This is a genomic window from Hominiventricola aquisgranensis (assembly GCF_040096225.1).
In the GTDB taxonomy this organism is placed as follows: Bacteria; Bacillota; Clostridia; order Lachnospirales; family Lachnospiraceae; genus Hominiventricola; species Hominiventricola aquisgranensis.
Genome location: NZ_JBBMFC010000018.1, coordinates 1 through 26,691, shown reverse-complemented (window position 1 = coordinate 26,691; position 26,691 = coordinate 1). Strand labels below are relative to the sequence as shown.

The window sequence follows — 26,691 nt, the reverse complement described above, 5'->3', positions numbered from 1 at the left end:
ACAGTATAACATATTTGGAGGGATCTCATCATCATGAAACTTATGGAGCTGCCCGGTGGCGATACACTGCATCATTACAAGAAATCTCTGGTTCTTTGCTTTGCCGGACCACGGGATGTTTTAAGTACCGGTCCCATCGGCGGCGGTTTCCGCACCGATCTGCAGGCAGTCTTTAACAATGACTGTAACCCAGGCGCCGGGATGTCCTGTGAACTCAGGGCTGATACTTACGAAGAACATATGAAGCTCCTGGCACTGGAGGACTTAGGGCTTGATCCCAAACACTGTACCGGGCTTGCCACTGCTGCCAGCATGCATAACGTTTCCATCAAGACCATGGATTACGAAGATTTTTCTGTAACTGCTATCGTCACCGGAGGCATCCGGATCAATGCCAGCCGCGTAGGTGACCCTGCTGTCTGGCATGAAAAAGCCGGAATCTCCGATCCAGTTAAACCAGGAACCATCAATATCATTCTCCATATCGATGCAGCACTCTCTCCAGGTGCCCTGGCACGGGCACTGGTAACCTGTACGGAAGCCAAGACCGCTACTATCCAGGAGCTGCTTGCTCCCAGCCGGTACTCCCGCGGCATCGCCACCGGATCCGGAACAGATGGAACGATCCTGATTGCAAATCCGTTTTCCTCTACTTATCTGACCAACGCCGGAAAACACTGTAAATTAGGGGAATATATTGGAAAAACTGTAAAAGAAGCTGTGAAGGAAGCTCTCGACCGTCAGTCCGGGCTCAATCCTGCTTTCCAGCATAATATATTGAACCGCATGGACCGCTTCGGCATCACAGAAGATGCCGTATGGAGAACCTATCTCCAGAGATTATCTGAAAAGGAAAAGAACCTGTCACCATTTGTACGTGCAGAATTTGAGGATCGTCTGTCTCAGATCTGCCGCGAAAATACTCTGGTAACCTACACCTCCCTCTACGCCCATCTGATGGATCAGCTGGACTGGAAATTATTATCTCCAGAAGAAGCCCTTCCGGCCGGAAAACAGCTTCTGAACCTTGCCAAGATTCCTACAGATGATCACTATTCCTGCTCAGATAATCAGGATCCAATAGCAAAGATGGCAGATTTCTATCTGCAGGGATTGGTGGAACTACTGATGATAAAACGGTAATATTATAGTAGAATAAGAAAACAGTTTCCTGCATATCATACTCTCAATATTAAATAAAAGTTTTTTACAATCTAAGTGTAATTTTTTTACACTTAATATTGACTAGAGAATGACTACCGCTTAAAATATAAATACAAGGAGGAATGACTATGCTGACTAAAATGTATCTCACAAATTTTCTTTCATTTAAAGAAAGAACTGAATTTGACTTCACTGCATCTAAATATTCTATTCTTGAAAAAACGAATATAACTGATAATGAAACCCTGAAAGGAGCTCTATTTATTGGTCCCAATGCATCAGGTAAATCAAATGCGTTAAAGGGACTTTCCTTCCTTATAAAAATGATAAAAGGAGAAGGTACCTCATTTTCCAGACATAGATGTATATTTTCTGCCAATCCCATTGTTATAGTGGAATATGAATTCATTTTTAATGGAAAAAAAGTATTTTATACAATTGAATATGATATTCAGACAAACAGTATATCAGAAAATTTAAAAATTGACGATATTACAGTTTTGCAGAGACATGGAAATACCGGGGAATTAAGAATCGGAGAGACTTTAACAAGAGATGAACAGCTCGACAGTGAAACCCTGTTTTTAAGAACAGCATCTTTTAACACTGGCCGTTTTCCACAGGAGCCTACTTTAAGAGAACTTATGGAGTTTTTACAGAACTCATACATCATTGATGGATATAATCTGGGAGCTACCTATGGAAAATCAATAACAAAGTATGCGGAGGAATTTGGCATAGAAAAAATAAATAAATATCTTGATGCATTCCATTATGACTTCTTTGTGGAATATGGATCAGAGAGTACAGGCGCTGGTTTAACAATATCCATAGGATCTGATAAAAAATCCGTCTTTTTTAAGAGAAAGACTTTCCCTATTCCTAATACTATTATCAATGAATCTCAGGGAAATCAGGTTTTTGCGGATCTTCTGCCTAATCTGATCAACGTTATTGAAAATCCTGGTATGTTGATTATTGATGAATTTGGGAACAGTCTTCATAATAAATTAGCCGAAAAAATCATCCGCTTCTTTATGGAGAATGCTGCTCATTCGCAACTTTTTATCACTTCACATCACACAAACCTGATTTCAAACTCTGTCTTCCGTCCTGATCAAATTGATTTGATTACTTTTAAAGGAGAGACTGGAAGTCAGGTAGAGAGACTTTCTCAATTTAAACCGAGGGCTGCTCAAAATATTGAAAAAATGTATCTCGGTGGCATGTTTGAGGGGTTACCGCTATATGAAGAAATATAGGATTGATAAAGATAAGAATATTGGTAATGTGATCTTTGTTGTTGAAGGAGGCAGACCGGCCACAGGTGGAACTGAACTTCGTTTATTGAAAAAATTATTTGCTGATATACTTGATTATGAAGTCCAGGAGCTGCGAAGAGGCTCTGATGAATTTATCGGGTATGGAAATAATCCCCAGTTCCGTGTATTTGCGTTGAATCTCCCGAAAAATCAGCTGACTCAATTAACAGAAGAATCCTTAGATGAGTTATTTTGCCGATTAAGAGAAGAATTTAAAATTAAACCTGAAGATTGTCCCATTTTCTTTTTATATGACAGAGATGTGCTTAGTTATAAACCCAATGAATTAAGGAGAAAGTATGTCAGAAAATACACGGATCCCTATGGTAATGACAATGGCGATCAAGGACAGTTACTGTTAAGTTATCCAGCTATAGAAAGCTACTTATTGTCCTGTCTGGAAGATAATACTTTCGAGCAAACATGTAAAATGGGCACAGAAGCAAAAGCTCTTCTTACCAATACAATCTGTCCGGATGACTGTTCCGATAAAGAAAATCTACACATGCAAACGACTGATCTCGTCTTTTCAGAAGAATCGGTCGAGGCCGAAAAACGGCTCATTCATTCAGTCACGGAAATGGATAACGGCTTAGAAGCAATGAATATCTCTGCATATGACCTGGATGTATTGGCACCAACACTTCTGGATGTTTATGATTACCAACAACAAAAATATGTTACCGAAAACACGTTTTCACTATTTTCATTTGTAGGAATGGCATTACTTGAGCTGGGAGTTATCGTAGAGTGTGACGAAGAAACTGTGGAAAACATATAGAAACTTCAAAATTTTACTAAATTAAATCATCATTTACGGCGGAGCGCATACTCCGCTGTCTTTTTTCACCAATATTCATATCACACTACAACTTCTTCACATTAGGCTTACAAAAGAATACAGTCCATAAAGTAGTGTAGCCATTATCGCAACCAGACAAACGAATCATCCAGTACCCCTCCCCAATACCTGATGGGATACCTCCATTTGCTGAATGTATTCACTAACACCATTTTTACAATTAAGAACATCTCTGCAAAGCACGTCAAGACGCTTATATGCTTCAAAAAATTCAATATCTTTCTGGTTCATAATTTTCTCCTGCAGATCTCAGAGGAAACGATTTGCATATGTCGTAATATCTGAAATATAGGCCATAGAATTTTACTATGACCCATTTTTTATTACTCTATGTATTCTATCGGATACCCGAACTCTTTTGCATATGCCTCCACCTTGGAATCTTTCTTACATCGGATCGTAACATTCCGATTCGTGATCAGTTCTCCCAGATACTCCGGCCCATGACGGATCTCCAATACCTTCAGACGGTTACAGCCTCGGAAGGCTCCATCTCCGATATACTGTACACTCTCCGGCAAGGACACCTGTTCCAGGAACGTCCATTTGCAGAATGCCCGTCTGCCGATAAATTCCACTTTTTTCGGAAGCTGCAGCTCGTTTGCTGCACAGAAATAAAAAGCTTCTTCCCCGATATCTTTCAGATTAGCCGGGAAATGAATGTCCGCAAGCATCTTACAGCGCCGGAAAGCTCTGTTTCCGATCTGCTGTATACTATCCGGCAGATCAATTTTTTCCAGTGTTTTACACTCCATAAAAGCCTCCACACCGATCCTTGTGAGACGGCTCCAGGCTGCAAACTCAACTTTCTGAAGTCTCCTGTCACAGAGAAATGTTGCATCTTTTATGGTATCCACATATGGCGGTATCTTCACATGACGAAGCTGCGGGCACTCGGCAAAGCAGCCTTCCCCGATCACTGCCAGATGACCCGGCAGCACTGCTTCTTTTAAAGCATTGCAACTACGAAATGCATCTGCCCCAAGTTCCAGAACAGAATCCGCCAACTCCATCTGTTCAATCTTAAGATTCCCTTTAAAGGCTTCTGCCTCAATCTTCCGATAATTGCCAGGCAGCCGCAGCATACGTTCAAATCCATAACGTTCGGCAGCCTTACGGGTCAGTGTCACACCATGATACCCTCTTCTGTCAACTGCTATAATTTTGGGTTTTCTTTCTTTATTCTCCATCTATATACTCCACTGTAAATCCTGACTCCTGACAGTACTTGTCCACCTTCGATCCCTGATAGCACCGGATACGCGCCGCACGATTGATAATCCACTCCCCAATATATTCCGGGTCATGCCGGATCTCCAGCACCTTCAGGCGGTTGCAGCCGTGGAATACCCACTTTTCTATGCGCCTGATATGGACCGGCAGACAGACTTCCGTAAGCCAGGTACACTTAAAAAATGCCTTTTCATCCAATATTTCCACTGATTCCGGTAACTTCAGCGTCTCCATGCTGCAGAAATAAAATGCTTCTCTTCCTATACGCTTTAACCCTTCCGGAAAATGGACGGATTTCAGGTCTTTACACCTGTAAAATGCCCGATCTTCGATCTCTGTTACCTTCGGTGGCAACAGGATCTCTTTTAGTTCCACACACTCTGAAAAAGCATCCTTTCCGATCCTGCTAAGAACAGAATCATCAGCAAATGTTACTTTGGATAAACGCCGGTCTTCCTTGAAAGCGCCTGACGGAATCTTCTCAAGCCGCTTCGGTATATATGCCTCCTTAAGCCTCGGACAATCAGCAAAACAGCCATCCCCGATCTTCTCAACAGACTCAGGCAGCCGGGCTTCTCTTAATGCTACGCTGTGACGAAAACCATCTTTCCCTATCCGTCGTAGTCCATTCTCCAAAGCCAGCCGTTCAATACGGATGTTGTCGCGGAATGCTGCATCCCCGATCGCTCCACAACGCTTCGGCAGCTTCAGTTCTTCTTTCTTCCGGTAAGTCTCCGCATATTTACGGGTCATTACCTCTCTGCTGTATGTCAGATGATCTCTATCACTCATGTATTCTCCTTCAAATGCGCCCATAAACAGTTATCCTTATGGACGCACCAAAACCCACTGGCAGATTTTGGCCTGCCAGCGGGTCTCATGCATCTTATGCACTATATTTGTTTGGTGCTTACCAGTAGGTCGGATAATTATTGTGTTTCTTCTTATCCTTTGCCTTCTCCCACCAGGTATTCTTGCCTGAATGGTCGGTGCTTCCACCTACATTGTCCAGCATGCCCTCCCAGAGCTTGTCTGAGGTAGACTGTGCTGCAACAGTGGCAGTCACCGTGTAAGTCTTGGTTGTTCCGTCCTCTGCAGTAACCGTATAAGTAACCGGGCCTGACAGATTTACTGCTGTGCCGCTTGCCGGGCTTACAGATACTGCATTTTGTAAAGTGATCTCCGGCTTCAGAGACGTCAGATCCGTGCCATAGGGCATGGTGATCTTGATCGTTCCTGCTGACTGGCTGATCGTTCCGCTTGTTCCGTTGATCACAAATCCTGTGATGGTCGGTCCATCCGTCTCGCTGGTCTTGGACCAGGTGCAGCCGATGGTAATATTTGCGGTTGGCATGTCAAATACATAGACGCCTTCGCTTACCTTCTTATCAAGGATCGATACCGGCGCACTGCCTGCCAGATCCGTTGAATAAGTCAGGGAATCCAGCTTCATACCTGTCTTCGGTGTTACGGTCACAGTGATCTTCTCACCTGCATCCGCTCTCGTCTTATCAACGGTAACGGTTCCGCCGCTTTCTGAACAGAAGTTTCCTACGGTATAGGTTCCAATCTTCGGTACAGCAATAGCTACCACATCACTTGGCATCGCTCCGTTCATGTTTCCTTTGACTACCAGATATACCTTGTAAGCAGTGTTGCTCAGATCCTTCAGGTTGATGGTCTGGCTGCTTCCGGCTCCGATCGAACCTTTCAGCGCACTTGCCAGCACCTCGTCCTGTGTCGGCTCCTCTGCATTGGCTTTCTTATACAGGTAGGAATAATTTCCCTTGGTGTCAGAGGTAAAGGTCACCTTCGCCTCCGTTTCTGAGGCACGCTCCACCGTCATATCAGAAATCACCGGCTTCTCGCTCTCATAAGTGATCTTGATGGTGTAGGTTTGCTGACACGTTGGATCCTCAGCGGTAACGACAAATTCTTCACCCAGACTGTTCACCTCGATCGGACAGGTTACATTACCCTTATTCCATGCAAGGTCTGGATTGGTCGGATGTGCGTCATCAAAAGATGAATGATATACCGTTGATTTCGGTGAATGGGTAATTCTCAGGAAATACTTTCCTTCCATCTTAAGACCTTCGGCATCCTCCGCACTCATGTCGGTCTTCGTCAGGGCGATGGTCAGTGTACGGCCATCCTTGTTGCTCATGCCGCGCACTACCTTTCCATCCTTGTCAAGCAGTTCCACGTTGGTGATCTCGCATTCCTTGCTCTTGTAAACCGGATCTACCTTAAAGACTGCCGTAACGGTCAGGTCTTTTCCGTCTCCTTCCGCTCTGGTCAAAGTCGCTGTTGGTCCGGCATCCTTCAAAAGATCCCGGGTAGTGTTATCCTCGTCCACAACGTCCCAGTGGTCAAAGAGATATCCTTCACTGGCAGTCGCTGTCAGGGCAACTTCTTCCCCTTCATAGACAGTTTCGAACGTGATTCCGGTGCTCTCCTTGTAGGTTCCGGTCACCGTACCCTGACTCTCATCCGCGGACTGCAGTGTCACAGAACCAAATGCCTTGGCTTTGAACTCTGCCACCCAGGTCTGGGGCTCACTGCCTATCATGATAACCGGCTGGCCGCCTTTCCAGGTTCCATTATCTTCCCATGCGGTTCCGTATGCATTCTTCCAGCCGTCAAAACGATAACCAGTACTGTTCGTACTCGTCAGATTCAGTTTTATCTGTGCACCCGGCTTAAAGATATCCGTGTATCCCTGACCCTCTGTTCTTACATAAAAAGTATGTCCCTGGTTGTCCATATATCCCTGGAACCATCCACCATTGGCACCTTTCAGCTGGAAGGTCATCTGCGTTCCGGTCTTTTTGTAGACTGCTTTGACTGCAACTTCCTGATCCGGCATGGTAAAGGTCAGTGCATGTGTTGTCTCATCCCGCCGTGCATCTTTCAATACAGATGCATCATAATCCCAGTGATCTAACTCATACTGATAGTAGGGATGCTGCTCTGTCTTAGGCAGCAGAGTCACGGTATCCTTCATAGCGGCTACTGTATCTTCCACATCGCCAACCTTGATGGTCGCTGTGCAATACTGGCTGTCCAGCTCCTTGCCATCCGTATCTTCTGCACTGACACTGACATTGTGATACCTTCCATCTTTCCATGAAATGGATTCAATGGTAACTACATCACTCGGCATCACAAAAGAAAAGCTTCCGTTCTTGTATGTAACACCATCTACAGTGCTTCCATCGCCCTTTTTCAGAACAACCTTATCCAGTACTTTTCCCTTCGGTGCAGTCAGCTGTACCTCTACATTGCTGCCTGCATCCAGTGTTTCGACTGTGTATGTAGCAGCACCTGTACGCTCCTGTACCACGCCATCCTTCAACACGTTCTTAATCTGGCTGTTATCGCTGCCTTTCCACTGCAAAGCCCATGGAGTTACTACCTGAATGGAGTAGGGCTTCTGGTCTCCCATGGCGTTCTGAATCCTAAAGCTTAATCCCTTGTTTAAATTCTCCGGAGTGATCGATCCATCTTTATTCAAAGTTCCGCCTGTTATGCTGTCAGCAACCATAAATGCTCCAGCTGCATAATGCGGTTTTACCGGCAACCCAGACAACCCAGACAGATATTTCCTAGTCTTAATGGTCATGACGCCATCTACTTCATTATCTACACGAGATTCAATATTCGTCGTCAATCCTAAAATTCCATCTATATCCAGAAATGACCTATCACTAAGTGTATATAAATATCCAGCAATATTCAGATTTACCTTATATCGAAATGTCTGCTCCAAATTATTCTTATTTGTTGCCAATAAATCCAAATACACTATATGTGTTCGTGAATCCCAAAGAAGATCTTTCGTCAAAACACTTGCTGTCTGATATGTTATATCAGGGCATCCTGATTTTACAGAATAATATGTCTTCCCCAAACGTACTTGACGGAAAGCTCCTATAGCTTCTGCTAATGTTATATTGATGCTACCAGCATCTAATATATTATTAGATGCAAGTTCTTCCGCTGTCAGGTGTTTTTGTACGATATCAACTGTTGCGTTATTTGTCGATATACCTGCAATTTCATTTCCAGCCAAGAGATCAAATGAAGTAATTTGTGGATATTCTCCATCAAATTTATCTCCACCTATTGTCGGTCGATCAGTATCAGATTTAAGAACAAATGTTGTAGTTGTTATATCTCTTCTTGTTCCTACTTTTACAGTAGCCTTCGTCGGATCACCCTCTATACTCTTACTATTCACTGCAATTGTAAATTGATAAACTTTCGTACTTGATGGATCACTTTCTATAGCAACATCATTTTTACATATGAACTGTATAGTATCACCATCAGGTCTTTCCGGAATAGATTTATAAATAATATAAATTATATCGTTTTTTTCATCTACCATTACAGGATTCGTATCCGCCAGCTGCATTGTATATTGTCCTGTAGAATCTGTAAATGTTGTTTTATTAAAAGTTACATTTTTGACTCTATATGTTACTGCCGTTGCAGCCTCAACATCACCTCCAGGTATCTGGCATAGTCCCAGTATCAAAACAGCCGCCAGGAGCAAAGCTCCCAGCCGCTTGTACCATCTCATATCCCATTCCCTCCTTCTTTCTTAATCCTTCACGACCTGATGATCAGTGATTGTGTTATTATCGTCTTTTTCCATTTCGTTCCACAGACGCTCTGCCTTGTACTTATCTGTACTGGAACCGCTGTTCTGATTATTATCGGAATCGCTGTCTCCGCCCGGTGTCGGAGTTGGAGTAGGCATCGGATCCGGATCAGTATCCTTATCACCTGTAGCTGCTCCGTTCTTCACAACGATGACCTGATAGTTCTTACTCTTGACATCACGTCCGGACACGATATATTCCACCGGATTGGTGAAATCCTGTACCAGTCCATCCAGTGGACTTAATCCTGTGGTATACTCGTTGACTTTGATCTCCGGCGTCAGTGCTGTAATATCTGCATCCGACGGTACCCCTGAGATCGTGATCGTCGTTCCCGAGATGGTTCCCGAATAGGTCTTGTCTCCTATGGTCACGTAGAATCCGGTAATGGCCGCTACCTTCTCATACTGTGCCCGGATACGGTAGACTTTCTTCGTACCATTCTCTGCTGTCACGGTGATCTCTTTCCAGTCGCTGAGATCCAACGTTTCTTTTCCGTCCACGGATGCACTTGCCTCTGCCTTATAGTCCAGCACGGCATTCAGCAGGATGCTGGTCAGATCCGTTCCTTCCGGTACCGTCAACAGGATGTTGGTTCCTTCATCAGTCTCGGTGACCGTCTTGTCCAGAATCGTGATTGCCCTCTGGTACTTATCTGTAATGGACAGGCTCTCCGTCTTCAGCTCCGTACCCGCTGCCTCCACATCCTCATCATAGACCAGTGTTACCGTCCAGGTCTTCACTGTCACACCATCTTCCGCCACAACCGTAAATGGCTGTCCGATCCCTTCCACAAAAGTAACAGGCAGGCTTGGTGCTTTCAGTTTGGCCTTTCTTGACAGTTCGATCTCCGGACTCAGATTATCCAGCGGTGTTCCACTTGGCATCTTCACTGTAACGGTTGCGTTCTCCGTATCAATCTCTCCCTGCTGCCCCTGGATCTGGAAGGACAGGATCTCTGCCTCTTCACTCAGCGGTGTTGCAAAGTCATGTACATGGTACCAGAGATAATAGGGATGCCCGGCTCCGCCGTTGTCCAGGAAGCCCAGATACCATTCCAGGTTATAACATGCCTCATAGGTAGCCAGCGCATTGTTCTGTGTCTCTGACAGGATGTGCTTGAATCCATCTTTGGTCGCAAACTGCAGCCACTGACTCAGGGCACTTTTCTCCCCATCTGAAAATCTTGGATCTGTGTGCCAGTCGATTCCCATACTGCACAGTCCCATGTTGACCCAGGATGCACTCTCCGAGTTCAGTGCCCCAAAGCAGTAGAACATATAGTCATCCGTCATAGGATCACAGCTCTTGGCAGTCTGTTCTCCCAGAATAATGGAGAGACCTTCCTGCATCTTGGCTCTTACCCGTTCACCATAGACTGGATCGTCCTGATACGGTCCAATGGCGTACATAATGCCGCCTACCATATCAATGGCATAGTTATCGCTGCCGTATTTATGATCCAGAATAGTCTCCAGCAGCTTCTCCCGGGTCCAGTTCGCATCCTCCGGCACGGTATAGTTACCCATATCCAGTGCAATCAGCGCATAGGTCAAATGGTTAATGGTCCAGGAGCCGTCATAACTGTAAAGCTCAGCCACCAGATTCGATACTTCCTTCCCTGTAGACAGCACAAAGGGCTGATTGTCCACCCGATACTGATCCAGATCAGACGCATTGTATCCCATGGCAGTCAGCAACATGATCTTCTTGGCCATGGCTGACATGGCGTAGCTGTCCAGATTCAGATTCTTGATCTGATCGTAGAGGTTAAAGTCCTTCGGAAAATCTGCCGAAGAAGGATCTGGCCGTTTTGCCATAGCATAATCGATCCACTCCCAGTCATCCTTGGAGGAACTCTTCTCATAACGGTTCACGATAGCGCTCAGAAGCTGCCGCAGCTGCGGAATATAGGTATTCTCCGCCGGGCCATCCGTCTGTGCTGTCACCTTATAAGTGGTGGATACACCAGATTGTGAGGTGACTGTATAACGGACTGTCTTTGATAAGTTCACCTGTTCTCCCGATGCCGGACTGACCGTTGCGAATTCCGATACCTCAAGGGTCGGTCTGATCTTCGTCAGATCCGTTCCGGCCGGTACCGTTAAGGAAATGGTTCCTTCACTTTCGTTGATCTGTGCCACTGAGGAACCATAGCTGAACTTCAGGATCTTAGATCCTGTCGCCGCTTCTTTTTCCTTCAGTGTGATGGTGTAGGTCGTCGTACTTTCCCCATCTTCCGCCTGTACCACATAGGTCAGGGGCTGGTTCCAGCTTAACGCATTGGGCTGTGACTGCATGGTCGCTCCGTCGGATAACGTCCAGGAGACTTCCGCCGTACTTAGGTCTGTTCCATGGGGCAGTGTCAGTTCCAGGGTTCCATCACTCTTCGGAGTTCCGGTCACACCTGCCACCTGATAGGTCAGGAGACTGCTTTCCGCCGACTTGCCTTCGGTCACTTCCACCGTGTAGGTCTTCGTGTATTCCTGACTGCCGCTGTTCAGCGTCAATGTCAGCCTTGTCTCTTTGGTAAAATTAATGGTCTTTCCGTCCATGTTGGTACTCTGGGCCGTGTGGGTGATCGTAGGCTTCAAAGCCGTCAGATCTGTCCCCTCCGGGAGCAACAGCTTAATATTGTCTTCCTGGATCTTTGCGTGATAGACAGTTCCATCTACGGTAACGGAGAAATCCGTCACTTCCAGACGGGGCTCTCCCCGCTTAATCTGGATGGTCCAGGTCTTGCCCAGGTCAATACCCATGCCCTGACCATTCTCACAGATCGTTCCATCCTGATCAATGCCATCATAGGTGACGCCTGTGGTCGGTTCATAGGGAACCAGATAATAAGAAAGCTTTCCATTCTCCACCGAGCCAGCCTGCTTGTTGGCATGCACCCAGCCCTCGCACTCGATGACCGGATCTTCCAGCGAAGACAGATCTGCTTCCTCCGGAATGCTCACTGTCACATGACCATCCCTGTCGATCACGCCATAGTAATCCCCTATAGATACAGTACTGATCTCCGGCGCGCTGATTCTGGTATCTTCGACCAGCTGCAGATAGCCCTCACAGATAGCTTCCATCCATACTTTCGTATATCTGGGTGGAAGAAGCCTGCTCTCCTCTCCCTTATCCAACAATTTCTGCATATCGGCCCGCAGAGTTTCCTCCGTGTACGGAACGATCTCATCTGTCCAGCTTCCACCCTCCGGAATACTCTCTAGGCATCCGGTTACACGTTCCATATAATAGGATTTGAGCTGAGAAAGCATATAGCTCTGCGCCACATTCAGGCTTCCTATTGAAAGAGTTTTACTATTCCTCTGTGCCTCAATCTCATTTATTTTTTCAACGATCCGATCCCGGTATTCCAGAACTTCCGGAATCAGGGCGAACCATTCCTCTTTATCTGCTTCTGTCCATACAGGTTTTTCTTTCCATGGTGCCGCCATCAGATAATACGGATGAGTTCTTCCTGTATCCGTCTCTGTCGCCCAGAAACAGACCGGGGTTGTCAGATCATATGTTTTTCCTGCTTCTATGTTTTCAAAAATTGTTGGATGTTTATATGAAGTGCTAAATGAATAATCTTTTATTGTAAAACTCTTGGCTACATCCTCTGGAATATCAATCCAGGCTCCATATCCATAGGTTTGATGTAATACATTATTGTATATTTCACTTTCATTACTAATACTGTCAAGATATTCATAGTTTTTTGCGCCTGACATAATTCCCAGTCCAGGCCATTGCACCCCGGTCCAGGCTGCCTGGACCGGAAGTGCCGGAAGGACAGTGCCTACCAGCAGAGCTGCTGACAACACCCCTGCCAATAGCTGTTTCCACCTTTTCATTCCTGCCTCCTTTTAAGGGGAGGAGGGAGCCAAAAGGCTCCCTGCCCGTCATTACCTACTGATAGATTGCCATGTAGTTCGTGGTATAGAACCAGGTGATCTTGGTGTCTTTGGTCATGGTGTATGCGTTAGACATAACATTCGGCATGCTGCAACCCTTGTTGAAAGCACCATCTTTCCAAACACCATTTGGATCATCGCTGTACATCCAGCCTGCATACCGATTTACCTGACGGTAGCTCAGACCATTGATATAATCAATGTAACTTACATCTGCACCTCTGCTGGAATCACCCATTGTGAAGTATTTTACAGTATTGTCCTTATGCTCTCCATATGCGAAGTTCAGGAAATCCTGCATAACATCCATAACAGTAGTACCAGCGCTGAAAGTACGAGCACCATTTGCAAAGTATTCATTCTGCGCTATCTGAATCTGCTGGAACATATGAAGAAGATCTTCTTTGCTTGCTACGGTTTCCTCTTCGGAAGATAAATATTTAGCCAACTCATGTAAATCAATGTAATAATTATCTTTGCTGACAACAATCACATCTCCAAAGGATGCTGTTACCTGATAGGTCGCTCCATTAATAGTTACTTCTTTCTGACCACTGGTAAGGTCTACAGTTACCTGATTAGCCTTTTTATATGGACTATAGGAGAGTACCACTGCAGCTCTGTTTGTATCATTCGGAAGTGTAACATCAGAAATAAGGTAAGTAACACTGGTCCAATCGTATCCCATCTCGCCAAAGTACGGGTTGCCCATGAAATCGCTCTGAATAACATCGCGTGCCATAGTTGCTGCTACGCCGCCCAGTCTTGCGCCAGTGATAACACCTGTCTCGCCTGCCGGAACAGAGGTTTTTCCTCCTTCAATACCAGCTGCAAGAATGTAATCTACACCGCCAAAGGACAATGTATATGATTTGTTATACAAATCTGCGGAATTGCAAGTATAAGTATTTCCGCTCTTTGAAAATACCAATGAATCACATGTCAACGCTGTATTTGTAGTAATAGTAAATTTCAAGTTCTTAAGTGTATCAACCGTAGCTGTTTTCGGTAACAGAATACGAATAAATGCATCATCGTCATCATTGTCATCCATCTGATAAGAAACAGTTTCGTCTGTTACATTTGCTACTGTTACATCTGTGATCTCATCATGTGCTACGTCAGTTGCTACTGTTGGTGCAGCGGTTGCTGCCTTTGCTTCTTTTGCCGGTGCTGCGATCAGCATAGATGCTGTCATTGCCAGTACAAGCATAATGCCTAATACGGACTGATTGAGTTTTTTGAAAGCTTTCATCTCATTCTCCTTTTCTCTTAAAATAATTGTTTACGAGTTTCCATATTTTCTCTCCCGTTTACCTCCTTTCCTGTATCTTTTGCCGGGATTTATGTTAAATTGATTCTGAAAAGGTAATCTCTCGACACCTCCCCATTCGTGATTGTCAGGGCTGCATCCTGCACACCCAGATTTACCAAGTACTGACCACCTAACTCCGTAATCAGACAATTGGTATCTTCGGAGACATACGCTCCTTCCGGCAGTTCTACCTGGATGGAGGCCCGCTGGAATGAAAAGTCCTCATCCACCGTCAGGTCAATGTACCAGACTCCATCCTCTTCTGTAGTCGTGCCCTCGTAAGAACCGACCAGTATCCGCTCAATTCCCAGCGGATCTGTCTTTCCAAATTTCGGAAACTTCAGGTTCCTGCTCTGTACCATACCATAGATGGCAACACCTATAATTAAAATGATCAGAATTATGATCACTGACTTTATCTTTTTATCAGTTTTCTTACTTCCCATCAGTTGCGCCTCCTGCTTATTCGCTTCGGATCGCCTCATTCGGGCTGATATTCATGGCTTTTCTCGCCGGGATCCATGCTGCGATCAGGGCTACCACACCTGCGAACAGAACACTTCCCAGTATCAGCCACCAGGTGAAGACACAGCGGATATCCATATCCGCAAACATCCTTGGAATAATCTGCCCCATCAACAGGCTCAGAATCAGACCTGTAATTCCTCCTGCCAGTCCCAGAAGGAATGCTTCGGTCAGGAAGAGTTTTGCAATATCAGAAAACTCTGTTCCCAGCACTTTCAGGATTCCGACCTCGCGGGTCCGCTCATTGATGGACATCATCATGGTATTTGCCACACCGATACCGGCTACTAAGAGGGATACCAGTCCAATAGCTCCCAATACACCCTGGATCTGTCTGGACTGCTTCTTGACGGTCTCCAGCATGTCATTTAAGGAGTATGTCTCAAAGCCTGCCTGCTTGATCAGGTTGGAGATCCGCTGTACATCGCTGACCTTTTCGGCTTTGACCCAGACAAGATCATAAGTATCAGACGTGGCTACATTCGTACCATTTGACCGGGAATTTGAGGAACTTCCGCTGGTACTGCTATTCACTGCCGCACGCTCTGTGTCTTTGTTCGTGGCAGAACTGCTTGTACCGCCTCCCTGTGCAGATCCTGCACTGGTCTGGGTTCCGGATGTGCTGTTGCTGCTGTTATTTGTCGTTCCGGTATTTGTTGTATTGCCCGTATTAGCACTCGTATCAGTACTATTCGAGTTCGTACCGGATGTGGTATTTCCCGTGGTACTGTTATTGTTCGTATTTGTATCGGTGCTTCCGCTGCCGGTACTGCTAACGGAAGAAGAACTGCTGCTGGAAGAAGAACTGCTGCTGTCACTGCTCTTCTGTGCTGCCTGATCCGCCTGTACTTTCTTCCATTCCTGGAGTCTGGTGATATCCAGAAAACCGGAAGTGGAATAGGTATTGTTCTGGCTGGAACAGATGCCCGATACATCCAGGTTATAGAAAGTACCGGTGGTGGTAGCTCTACCTTCTTTATCTGACTTCTGATTGCCATTTAACTGGTCATAGTCAAAGGTCAGCTTGATGGGAGAGTTCATCACATCCACATACGGGTTGCCGTCTTCATCCACCGCGTCTGCCCAGTTGTTGTTGGGGTCTCCAAAGGAGGCTGCCAGATCATCACTGACCATCACTTCCGGATGAAGCCTCAGTCCTTCTGTGGGTGCTTCTCCCTCAACGGGAGTAAGCTGGAAGCTCTCTACGGTGTTTAAGTCAATCCCATAAAGCTTGATCATGCCGATGTAGCTTCCGCTCTTAAGGTAACCGGTCAACTGTTCCACCGGGGTGACTGCTTCCACCCCATCCAGCTTCCGGATACTCTCCACAGCTTTATCATTCAGCAAAGCGGTCTTCTGCTTGTCATCCATCTTCTGGGCTGCAGATACATCGATCTTGGTCAGACTTCCCATGGCTTCCACCGTCTCCTGATAGGACTGACCGTAGCCAAGTCCTACAGAGATCAGTACCACGATACACATGACTCCGATAGTCATGGATACTGCCGTCAGAATGGTACGGGTCTTGCGTCGCCAGAGATTGACGCAGCCGGTGCGCAGAAGATCAGATGTCCTCATCCCCTGCCGCGTAACTTGTCTCTTCATCATCATTCTTCCTCGTATCCGTCGGACTGCTCTGCTGCTTCTCCGTCTTCTGCCTCAATTTCTGCTGTCTGCTGTTTCTTCTTATATATAAGAAGGTACCAGCCAACAACTGCTGCCAGGATCAGGATCAGAAGGATCAGGATCCATACCCACAAGTGAGAACCGGACTTTTTATTGGTCTCTACATCGGTACTCAATGCCTCTGTGGAGATGGCATCTGCATCTGCTGCATCCAGCGGAAGGTCTACGCTCTGGGTATACTGCTCGCCGTCCGCATCTTCATACTGGACCACGATGGTTCCGGTGTAATTGCCGGATTTGTTCGGGATCACCTGGAAGTCTGCATTGAGGGTTCCTGCTGCCAGGATGTCTCCGCCGAAGTAGGAATCCTGCAAGGAGATACCATCCATGCCGACTACCCGCACGTTATAGGCACGGGAGCGTCCCAGGTTTACGATATTCAGGGATACTGCCAACGGCTCATCCTGTACCGGGGTACCATAGACTACCGGAGTATCGATCTGCAGATCCATCTGCTGCTTGATCGGGATCTGAATCGTAGAGGTGGCACTTCCTGCCACAGCTCCGTCTTTCTCGGAAATCTCATAGGTCAGTCCGATGGTAGCGGTGCTCGGCCCCACTGCTGCGGAAGCTCTTGCACTGATATGGTACTCGATCTCTGCGGTCTGTCCTGCCGGGATGCTGCGCACATAGGCTGCGTCCGCATAACCCGGTGACAGGATCAGGCTGGTGGAATCTGCAAGCTTCAGGGTCGCTACGGTTTTATAGACTGCATTCTTTGCTGCATTATTTTTCAAGGTTACTTTCAGTACTGCCTCATTGCCTGCCTCCAGGTTGTCCACCTGGTTATCATTGATATACATGGTGTAATTTTCCACCATCAGGGAAGCTGCGGTATTCTGGGTATATCCGTTCTTTACATAGATGTATCCGGTAAAGGTACATTCGCCGTAGACACCATTTTCTTCATAGGTGGCACGGAAGGTAATGATCTTGTTTCCCGTGGTCGCATACGGGGAGATGGTGAAGATCCAGTCAACCTGCTGACGGGTTCCATTTTCCATGCGTCCCAGCTCTCTGCCGTAATTGATGTCCTGCGCCACGAACGGGAAGGTCTCCAGATCACCGGTCACTACCGGGGATACGGTAACATTTTCCAGAGTTCCGCCCTTATTGACGATGGGCATGCTCACAACGATGGTCTCGCCCGGGCTTCCGGTCGGGGATGAGATGGCGGTGTTCTCTCGTCCTGCCACGTTCAGCGGTCCGATCTTGCTGACAACGCCGGACATATCACCGTTGTCCGTCACGGTCAGGAACACGTTCAGGGTAAATGCTACATCTTCAGTGATATCGGTTCCGTTGACGCTGTCCTGTCTCCAGACAGTTGCATTTACCTTGAAGTTGATGGGGTAGACACCTTCCTTTGCAAACTGGGAAACAGAGAACTTGTACCACACCTCGGCGGTGCTGTTGTAGCTCATGTCATCCAGGTGTCTTACCTTGCTGGCATCGATGATGTCAAAGGGCCAGTTGTCCTTGGTGGATTCCTTGGGGATATCCGGCTGGATCGTGATGTTGCGGAGTACATATTTCTCACTGGGGAGATATTCCCGGTTCACAGCCAGAGTCAGTACCACTTCTACTTCCTGACCCGGAACTGCTTTCGGTGACTGTGCTCCCGCATCCATCAGAAGCAGTGCATTGGCATTACTTGGGGTGACTATTACCTTGGTACTGTCCGTGCTGCTTCCACTGGTGGAAGTACTGCCACTGGTGGTAGTGCTTCCGGATGTTCCGGTGCTGGTGGTCTCCCGCGTTGCGGTCTGGGTATTCTCCTGTGCCACAGCCCCGTCTGCATTCTCTTCGGTTGTCTGTGTCTCTTCTGTCTGTGCTGCTGCAGATGCTTCTGTGGCAGACACATTCAGGCCGCTGCCACAGGTCAGGCACAGTGCCAGTGCCAGAGGAAGCAGACGCTTGATGACTGGTGATTTCATTCTTAACTTTCCTCCCTTTAGGTGTTTTTGAATTGCAATTCCTTGCTGCCTGAAACGCTTTCTGCTGAAAGTGTAAGAAAGTGATCCAGGAGTACAAAACCCTGTCAATAAAACTAAGTTGGTATGATTCTGTAAGTAACCGTTCTATTACTGAACAATTACCTTTTCTATTTTGCCGTCCTTAAGCCGGATCTCCCGGTCTGTGTAACGGTGCATATCTTCATCATGGCTGACTACAAGAAATGTAGTGCCCCATCTTCTAAATAAATCTGTCAGAAGGCTCATGATCTCTGTACCAGTCCTGGTATCCAGGTTTCCGGTTGGCTCATCTGCAAAGACGATATCCGGTCTTGTGATGATGGCCCTTGCAATACTGATACGCTGCTGCTGACCTCCGGACATCTCTGTAGGCCGATGCTCTGCATGATCGGTAAGCCCTACCATCTCCAAAGCTTCCATGGACTTCTCTTTTCGTTCCTGCAGCGGGATCCCACGGATCTCCAGAGGGACTGCCACATTTTCCCAGGCATTGAACTGAGGCAACAGGTTGTATGCCTGGAAGATAAATCCGATGTGTGCTCTGCGGAACCGTCCCCGTTCCTGCTCGTTCATCTCTTCCAGATGCTGTCCCAGCAGCCGTACCTCTCCGCCAGTGGGACTCTCAAGCCCCGCCAAGAGACTCAGAAGCGTTGACTTTCCGGAACCGCTTCGTCCGCTGATACAGACGAACTCGCCTTCCTTCACATTCAGATCAATGCCGTCCACTGCAAGGACGCTGTTGTCACCAATCTGGTAATGCTTCTGCAGATTGATCGTTTCAATTACATTCATGGTTCTCCCTCCGGACCGAATCTGGAAGGCGGCAGCTCATAGCGCCTTGCTTCTCCTGTCAGCCCAAATTTTTTCTTGATCCGCAATAACTTCCGTACCCATGCTTCCCCTACCAGCCATAACACCATGGCCGTACAGGTCCCATGTCCCAGCTCGAAGAAGAAGCTGGACACATAGGCCGCGGCTACCGTATGCCAGTTGACCGGCCGGATATATCCGGTAATGTAGAACAGATTCATGATCCATCCATACAGGAATCCCATAGCCATCCCAAAGACGCTCAATGTTATGGAATGTCTCCGCCTGCCATGGTCATTGGCATTCTCCTGTCCCACCGGACCGAACATTCCCATCCGGTTGAAGACGCCTGCCAGAAATCCGATGAGTCCCCAGCAGAACATCTGCCATGGTGTCCATGGTCCCTGACCGAACAGGAAATTGCTTAAGATCGCCGCCAGTGCTCCGGTCAGATATCCTGCCTCCGGGCCAAATGCCAGAGCTGTGATAATAATGATGGCACTGACCGGCTTAAAGTTTGGAAACGGTACAATGGAAAATGCCGCCCTTCCCACTACACACAAGGCTGCCATCAGGGCAATGGGTGTCAATTCTCTTGGCTTCACCTGCTTCTTTTTGTCAAATACCAGATAGAAAGGCAATGCCGATACAATCAGGAACACGAAGGACAGGAAAAGATCCGAGTTCTGGATCAGCGTATCCCGGAACGTCCACTCACTTTTCACATGAAGAGGTGGACGGACATTCATAAACCAGGCATAAGCCATAAGGAGTACCGGAAGTACCACCGTAATAACCAGGGCTGCTTTCCGGGTTCCCGGACTTACAAAGACATCGCGAAGCCGTTTCTTTTCACTCTTTACTTCTGAAACGACAGTGGCGTCAACTGTCTCTACATCTTTTCTGTCTTCCTGCTGTGCGGAGGATCTTACATCTTCTTCGCGTATGCTTTTTCGCATCCGGCGATCACCTCCCCACAAGTGATGGCTCCCGGCAAATATCCTTCTGCAATCAATCCTGCCGTAGTCGTATAGAACCGGTTGCCTGTAAAGAACGCATGCGGCTCTTCTTCTGATGTGATACGACCATCAAAGAGAAGCGCACATCGGTCTGCGTATGATGCCGCAAACTCCAGGTCATGTGTCACCATCAGCATGGTGATCCCTTCTTCCGTCAGCTTCTTTAAGATCCCCGCCAGTTCCTGTTTCAGATACGCATCCAGTCCTTTGGTCGGTTCATCCAAGAGAAGGATATCTGCATCCTGCAGAAGAAGCTTTCCGATTGCAGCCCTTTGCAATTCTCCGCCGCTTAAATCAAACGGGTGGGAGGTAAGCTTGTCCGTCAGTTCCAGCTTCGCTGCAACTTCCCTTGCCCGTTCCGCCGCGGCCTCTGCATTTCCCTGTACTTTATCTACAAATCTTGCTCCCCGTCCCTGCTTGGCTGCATCCAGGAGATCTTCCCAGACACTGTCATAGACGAATAACGCCTGGGGACTCTGGGGAAGCATGGCAAGACGCATCTCCTTGTCCTTCTTCACTTTCCCCCGCAAAGGCTTTTTAAGCCCACACAAGATCCGAAGTAATGTACTCTTTCCGGTTCCGTTTCCACCGAGCAGGGCTAAGAGTTCTCCTCGCTGTACGGACAGGTTCAGTCCCCGTAGGATGTCTTTTCCTTTTTCATCATAGCGGAACCAAAGTTCCTTACCTTCCAGAGCGGGTTTCTCTTTGTTGGATTTTGCTGCTTCTGTTCTCTTCTCCGGTTCAGCTTTCACTTTTTCAAAGGGCAGATCCAGTTCTTTTAACACATGTCTGGCATCCCGGATACTTAATGGAAGTTTTTGGTTCACCGGACAGACACCTTTCTGCTGCAGTTCCCCGAAGATCCGTGCAGCCCCCGGAAGTCCTAAATAGATACGGGATGCGGTCGGATCCTTCTGTAAAGTGAAGGTCAGGTTCTCCGGCGTATCGTCTGTCAGTACCGTTCCCTGCTTCATCAAGAGCACCCGGTCTGCCCGCTGGAACACATCTTCCAGCCGATGCTCGCACAGGAGCACTGCCACTCCCAGCTCCCGGTTGATCCGGGCAACTGTATCCAGCAGGTTTCTCGCCGCCAGGGGATCCAGCATAGAAGTTGGTTCATCTAATATAAGAAGCTTTGGGTTCATGGCCATAATCGATGCCAGGTTCAGCATCTGCTTCTGGCCGCCGGAAAGCTCCGAAGTCTTCTTCCGGAACCACTCTTCCATTCCGAAGAAGCTCGCCATCTCACTGACCTTTCTCTGGATCACACTGGTGGGCAGCGCCATATTTTCCAGACCAAATGCCAGCTCATGCCACACATAATCTGTGACGATCTGGTTATCCGGGTTCTGCTGTACATAACCGATCTCCATGGCTGATGTAAGCTCCGGCACTTCACTAAGCGGCTGCTCCCGGTAGTAGACGGTTCCATCTCCTGCACCTGCCGGAGTGATCTCTGGCTTGGCCTGCCGAAGCAGGGTTGTCTTGCCGCATCCGGATTCACCACAGACGACGATGTATTCTCCCTCTTCCATGGAAAAGGAGACCTGATCCAATGCTCGTTTTCCGGCATCGGGATATGCGAAGCTTACTTTGTCAAACCGTAATAACGCCATACCAGAGCCTCCTTTCCTTCTAAGATCGCCGGCAGATATGCCAGCACGCCAAACAGGATGTAGAGCACGATACCGCTCTGTCCTGTGATCACCGCATCCATCCGCGGATAAAATTCCATGGTTCCATGTCCGAATGCTCTGGCGATCACACAGATTCCAAAGAGGATCAGAACCCCGCACAGGAACCGGAAGTCTCTGGATTCAAAATGGAACAGATGAAAGGTTGTTCTTCGTTTCAACCCATATCCTCTTGCCTTCATGGAATCGGTCTGTTCCACCGCTCCCTCCAGGCTCCATCCAACCAGTGTGGATGTATGCCGGATAGCCGTTCCTACTTTTCCGCCGAAATTTTTCTTTGCCGGGCGGAGCATCTCCTGGCTCTCCCGGATCTCTCCCAACTGCCGGTTGAGCTTCGGCACCAGCTGCAGCGCCATACTGATAAGCAGTGCACTTGCCGGAGCGATCTTGCCAAAGAGATACAGGAACTTCTCACTGGTCATGACTTCGCTGTAGCAGCCGAACCACAGGATCAGTGCCGCCAGCGACATGCCTGCGGTAAGTCCGTAGGCAATGGCTTCCAGTGTGATCCACTGATTGAGGAACATGCCAAGAAGCGTTACCCCTCTGTGGTTCACCAGTGGATTTGCCACCGCAATGAACAGGAAGATGGATGATACAAACCACAACTGCATCCCGGCTCCCTTGCCTCCCTTTATCCGCATCAGAAAAAAGAATGCACCGGTCAGTGACAGGAGCAGCATGATCGGATGAAAGCATGCAAGCGTCATGCCGATCACTGCCACAAAATAAATGAATATGCAGATGGGATGTAAATTTTCAAAGTATCTCATGTATCCAAATCTTCCTTTTATTTGTGATTATCCTTCCAGTCTTTTCCATAACCATTCGGATCACCGTTCTCCAGGTCACAGCCCAGGTCACAAGTGTAGTTCCATTCGATGACATCGCCATCCTTTACCTGATAAGCACCGCAGTAGTAGTTGGGATACCAGCCATTTACACAGTACATCCAGCCGCTCCAGCGGCCGCCGTCAAATTCATACAGGTTGTTGATACCGGATATATACTGTCCACCATCGGAACCTCGATACTCCATCTGAAGCTTGTAGGTATCACGGATCCGGCAGAGTAGATCAAATACGGTCTCGCCCGGCTCAAACTCCATGGTGATCACCGGCAGGATCACTCCACTTGCCGGTACGATGCCCGCCCACTTGGGATCCTGCGCCATACCATTTGCCACTGCGGTATCACAGCGGATGGTATAGGTAACGGTATGTTTCTGAGTAGTATTGTTATTTTTATTACTGTTACTATCACTGCCGGAATTATCCTCCAGCGGCAGATCCACAGTTCCCTTCTTGTTATCCTTCTGGTCGATCTGGATCGTATCCTGATTCTGTTCTGACTCATCGATACTGTCTGCTGTCTTTGCCACATCATTGCCAGACTGTGTATCAGAATCATCCTTGAGGCCGTATAGCTGCTGCACACTGGCGTCATCGCTGAACCGGGAGATGTCCTCACGGCCATTGACACCGGCTTTTTTCTTGTCTCCGGACAACTTCTTCTTCAGCCACTCCATGGGGCTTTCATTCTTGGCAGTGACTTCGTCTTCTGTGATCTCTCCGTCTCCACCCACGTAGTCAATATCCAATGACTGAGATCCACCGATAGCGGCCGCCTGATCACATCCTGTTACGGACAATCCCATAGCCAGAAGTAACATCCAGACTGTAACAGTACGTATAAACTTTTTATGTATCATCTGTTTCATGATCTTTCTTCCTTTCTTATTTATCAGAATTTTCTGAAAATTTAGACATATAAAAAGGTAACAGAACGAGACCCTTTCCTGAGCCTGTTTTCTGTTACCTGATAGTGTTTATATGCGACACATGACTGCCTGCTGCAGTCCTATCATGTATCACTGCCTTTCCCTTGCCGACTTTAACGACACCGCAATAAATGTCCGGGAGTTATCACCCGATTTGGGTCCGTGCAGTGGACTAATTATGTACTTAATTTTTGTGCTCACCATCCCTTTCTTCATGGATACAACAAAAAAAGACTTTCCGTATGCCTCCGGACAGTAAACACCTCGTCATGTAAATGCCGTATTCTGACTTAGATCTTCAAGCCTACTCGCCGCCCTTCTCGGTTGCCCAATGGTTCTTGCGGTTTTTGTAGATCATCACAGCAGGGATTAACTATCGCAGATTCTCACTGCATTCCTAATCATTTACATATGACTACGTTTTCAATTTTTTGGCCATACTATCAATAGATCTATGACCGGTGAAGTTTTCGTGGAACACTCTCTTCCAAGAAAAAATGGATCTGAGCATGAGATTATAAGGATAAATGAGAAATTTGACAAAAATTTTGACGGCTTAAAAAATTCTGTTCTTTTCCGGAAATTGCAGAATTGTGATCTGGTTCTGTTTAAATCGCATGGTAAGATGTACGTACTTATCCATGGTTATTTTCACAGAAGAATGCCCAAGTATTTCACTTAAAGCTTTTACATCAATTCCTGACTCAATACACTGAGTTGCAAAAGTATGTCGCAATACATGAAAATGTACTTCACGGATTCCGTAATTTTTCAGGACTTTTTTAAAACGATTTTCCATTGTTCGTGGTTCGACCGGAATTGATGTGCCAGATAACAGATAATCTGACGGCGCATAATTTCCCTGAATCTTCTGAAGCAATCCAAGGAGATAGTCATGCAGAGGGATTACTCGCTGTTTTCCATTTTTAGGCAATCCAATATGCAAGCAGGTCTTTGGCTCATCAGGTTTTCTGTCAGGATTCTGGATACGCTGCAATGTATGATGGACATGGCAGACACGATCTTCCAGATCAAGGTCTTCCCACTTCAACGCGCATAATTCACCTAACCGGACACCTGTGTACAATGCAAATAGTATTCCAACGGTATTAAGATCGACACGGTTTCTCAATCTATACAATAGATTTGAGATTTCAGCAGCAGTAAGTATTTCGACCGGATTAGCATTGATGGATAGTGTTTTAAAATCTATAGGCACACTTTTCAGGGTATATTTCAGGCAGCTTTTTAAAATGGTGTTGATCACACGCAGGGAACTGTCAGACAGAATTTTCTCAAGATATGAGAATAGCAGGTCATATGTTTCCTGGGTAATCCTTCCGGCAGGAGTATCCTTCCAGCAGGGATAGATATAACTTTCGAGATAATTTTTGTATTTATTATAAGTAGAAGGTTTCCAGTTTTTCCGGTTATGTTCCAACCAGTCTTTTGCGGCAATGGAAAAGAGGACAGTATTACCCATGGAAACAGGTGCGTTAAAATGTACATTATTTTGAAAATCTTTTTTTGCAAGGCTTACATCACGGTAAGACCGAGCATACAAAGATTTATACTGTGGTTTCCCATCCGCTCTTTTCCCAATCATTATCCGTGCTTCCCAGCGCCCATCCTGTCGTTTGTAAATATTGGGTCCGATTCTCATAGAGTACCTCCTGTCTGTTATTCTTGACCATGTTTCTGACGGCGGATAGCAGTATAAATATCTACATTGCATAGATTTTATAATTGAATCTGCCTTCCGATGTGCATTTTAAAGACAAATGCCGATCTTTTATACGATAATTTTCATCAAAAAGATTGACAAAAGTGTAATCAGCATCTAATATTATACATGAAGGGAATCTTAGAAGAGAGTGCTCTACGAAAAATTGAACGCTTTTTTCGGAAAAACTAAGCATTACTGTTCCTTCAACTCCAACTCATCTAATGAAATGAAAATTGTAATTCACAACATAACAATAAGGGACAGGATAAACACGTTTTACCTGCCCCTTTCTCTATGGGAACATGATAGAATTTGAACCACCATTTTCAGCACATATATAATTATATAATAAGGAAAGAATTCTTTCATTTCCATAATATTTCTATGATTCTTAATGAAAAGTTCCATTATCAGCACACAAAACAATACATAATATGCAGATAACCCATCAGTATCTGCATATAAACCAGTCAATAATATGCAGATACTATCTCTTATTTAAGCAGATATCCCCTCATCTCTTCAGGTTTCAGAAGCAAAAGCGATCAGAATACGTGTCCTTCCATCTTTTTCCTGTAGCCTCCCGTATTGAACGTGAAATTCAATTCCATATGTCCTCTACAAAAAATTTTGATCCGATTCCTGCAGCAGAGGCGTCTCCAGATCCTCACCAGTTGGATGGACCAGTCAATGAAACACCTTGGCTTTCCCTTCCGGGCTTTTCTAGAGAGAAATGACACTTTTCCATCAAATGGTGGAATATGGTCCCCATTGTTGATTCCAAACACTGTCACTTCCTGAAAATACTTATTCCGCACCCCTAAAGTCAGTGGGCCACAAAGTGGGCCATTTTTCAAAAACCTACATGAATTTATCACCCCCTGATTCACTGACACAAAAAAGACTGACACATCCATCTGTACCGACCCCCAAAAGTTAGACCTAAAAATCTAACGATTGGAGGTCGGTATTTTTATGGCTAAATATTCTTTTGA

The 26,691-nt window shown here is 46.5% G+C and carries 18 protein-coding genes and 1 riboswitch; of the genes, 3 read left to right on the top strand and 15 right to left on the bottom strand.

The window, feature by feature from the left end; translation table 11 throughout:
- Positions 1–33 precede the first annotated feature (33 nt).
- The 3 genes from WMO62_RS10655 (at position 34) to WMO62_RS10645 (ending at position 3,267) form a co-directional block, all read left to right on the top strand.
- Positions 34–1,143, top strand: a complete 1,110-nt coding sequence (locus WMO62_RS10655; protein WP_349144619.1) for an adenosylcobinamide amidohydrolase — start codon at positions 34–36, stop codon at positions 1,141–1,143.
- 149 nt (positions 1,144–1,292) lie between these two features.
- A complete protein-coding gene (locus tag WMO62_RS10650) occupies positions 1,293–2,426 on the top strand; it encodes an AAA family ATPase (RefSeq protein ID WP_349144618.1) in 1,134 nt (377 codons plus the stop codon).
- Entirely contained in the window at positions 2,413–3,267 is an 855-nt protein-coding gene (locus WMO62_RS10645) for a hypothetical protein (protein WP_349144617.1), read from the top strand. Before WMO62_RS10650 ends, WMO62_RS10645 begins: the two co-directional genes overlap by 14 nt.
- A 165-nt stretch (positions 3,268–3,432) precedes the next feature.
- Here WMO62_RS10645 and WMO62_RS10640 read toward each other — a convergent pair whose 3' ends face one another.
- From WMO62_RS10640 to WMO62_RS10570, 15 genes are all read right to left on the bottom strand, one after another.
- Positions 3,433–3,579, bottom strand: a complete 147-nt coding sequence (locus WMO62_RS10640) for a DUF6548 family protein (RefSeq protein ID WP_349144616.1) — start codon at positions 3,577–3,579, stop codon at positions 3,433–3,435.
- A 92-nt stretch (positions 3,580–3,671) separates the two neighbouring features.
- Positions 3,672–4,538, bottom strand: a complete 867-nt coding sequence (locus WMO62_RS10635) for a leucine-rich repeat domain-containing protein (RefSeq protein ID WP_349144615.1) — start codon at positions 4,536–4,538, stop codon at positions 3,672–3,674.
- Complete coding sequence (locus WMO62_RS10630; protein WP_349144614.1) at positions 4,528–5,373, bottom strand: leucine-rich repeat domain-containing protein; 846 nt, start codon at positions 5,371–5,373, stop codon at positions 4,528–4,530. Before WMO62_RS10630 ends, WMO62_RS10635 begins: the two co-directional genes overlap by 11 nt.
- A 118-nt stretch (positions 5,374–5,491) precedes the next feature.
- Entirely contained in the window at positions 5,492–9,169 is a 3,678-nt protein-coding gene (locus WMO62_RS10625; RefSeq protein ID WP_349144613.1) for an SGBP N-terminal domain-containing protein, read from the bottom strand.
- A 21-nt stretch (positions 9,170–9,190) separates the two neighbouring features.
- Positions 9,191–13,105, bottom strand: coding sequence for an SGBP N-terminal domain-containing protein (locus WMO62_RS10620; protein ID WP_349144612.1), 3,915 nt, complete (start codon positions 13,103–13,105; stop codon positions 9,191–9,193).
- A gap of 55 nt (positions 13,106–13,160) precedes the next feature.
- Positions 13,161–14,420 (bottom strand): DUF4430 domain-containing protein, encoded by a 1,260-nt coding sequence (locus WMO62_RS10615; protein ID WP_349144611.1) that lies wholly within the window; start codon positions 14,418–14,420, stop codon positions 13,161–13,163.
- 89 nt (positions 14,421–14,509) lie between these two features.
- Positions 14,510–14,926 carry a hypothetical protein gene (locus WMO62_RS10610; RefSeq protein ID WP_349144610.1) on the bottom strand — a complete coding sequence of 139 codons (417 nt, stop codon included), beginning with the start codon at positions 14,924–14,926 and terminating at the stop codon, positions 14,510–14,512.
- Between the two features lie 16 nt (positions 14,927–14,942).
- Positions 14,943–16,610: an ABC transporter permease gene (locus WMO62_RS10605; RefSeq protein ID WP_349144609.1), complete on the bottom strand. Its 1,668-nt coding sequence runs from the start codon at positions 16,608–16,610 to the stop codon at positions 14,943–14,945.
- Positions 16,611–16,612: 2 nt separating this feature from the next.
- On the bottom strand, positions 16,613–18,628 hold the full coding sequence (locus WMO62_RS10600) for a COG1361 S-layer family protein (protein ID WP_349144608.1): 2,016 nt from the start codon (positions 18,626–18,628) through the stop codon (positions 16,613–16,615).
- A 147-nt stretch (positions 18,629–18,775) separates the two neighbouring features.
- Complete coding sequence (locus WMO62_RS10595; RefSeq protein WP_349144607.1) at positions 18,776–19,459, bottom strand: ABC transporter ATP-binding protein; 684 nt, start codon at positions 19,457–19,459, stop codon at positions 18,776–18,778.
- A complete protein-coding gene (locus WMO62_RS10590; RefSeq protein ID WP_349144606.1) occupies positions 19,456–20,436 on the bottom strand; it encodes an ECF transporter S component in 981 nt (326 codons plus the stop codon). Before WMO62_RS10590 ends, WMO62_RS10595 begins: the two co-directional genes overlap by 4 nt.
- The gene (locus tag WMO62_RS10585; protein WP_349144605.1) at positions 20,406–22,112 is read right to left on the bottom strand and encodes an ABC transporter ATP-binding protein; all 1,707 of its coding nucleotides are present in this window, start codon (positions 22,110–22,112) and stop codon (positions 20,406–20,408) included. The genes WMO62_RS10590 and WMO62_RS10585 overlap by 31 nt, the downstream gene beginning before the upstream one ends.
- Complete coding sequence (locus tag WMO62_RS10580; protein WP_349144604.1) at positions 22,085–22,963, bottom strand: energy-coupling factor transporter transmembrane component T; 879 nt, start codon at positions 22,961–22,963, stop codon at positions 22,085–22,087. The genes WMO62_RS10585 and WMO62_RS10580 overlap by 28 nt, the downstream gene beginning before the upstream one ends.
- A gap of 17 nt (positions 22,964–22,980) precedes the next feature.
- A complete protein-coding gene (locus tag WMO62_RS10575) occupies positions 22,981–23,910 on the bottom strand; it encodes a DUF4430 domain-containing protein (protein ID WP_349144603.1) in 930 nt (309 codons plus the stop codon).
- A gap of 319 nt (positions 23,911–24,229) precedes the next feature.
- A riboswitch (cobalamin riboswitch) is annotated at positions 24,230–24,414 on the bottom strand.
- Between the two features lie 112 nt (positions 24,415–24,526).
- Positions 24,527–25,633, bottom strand: coding sequence for a tyrosine-type recombinase/integrase (locus tag WMO62_RS10570; RefSeq protein WP_349144602.1), 1,107 nt, complete (start codon positions 25,631–25,633; stop codon positions 24,527–24,529).
- Positions 25,634–26,691 lie beyond the last annotated feature (1,058 nt).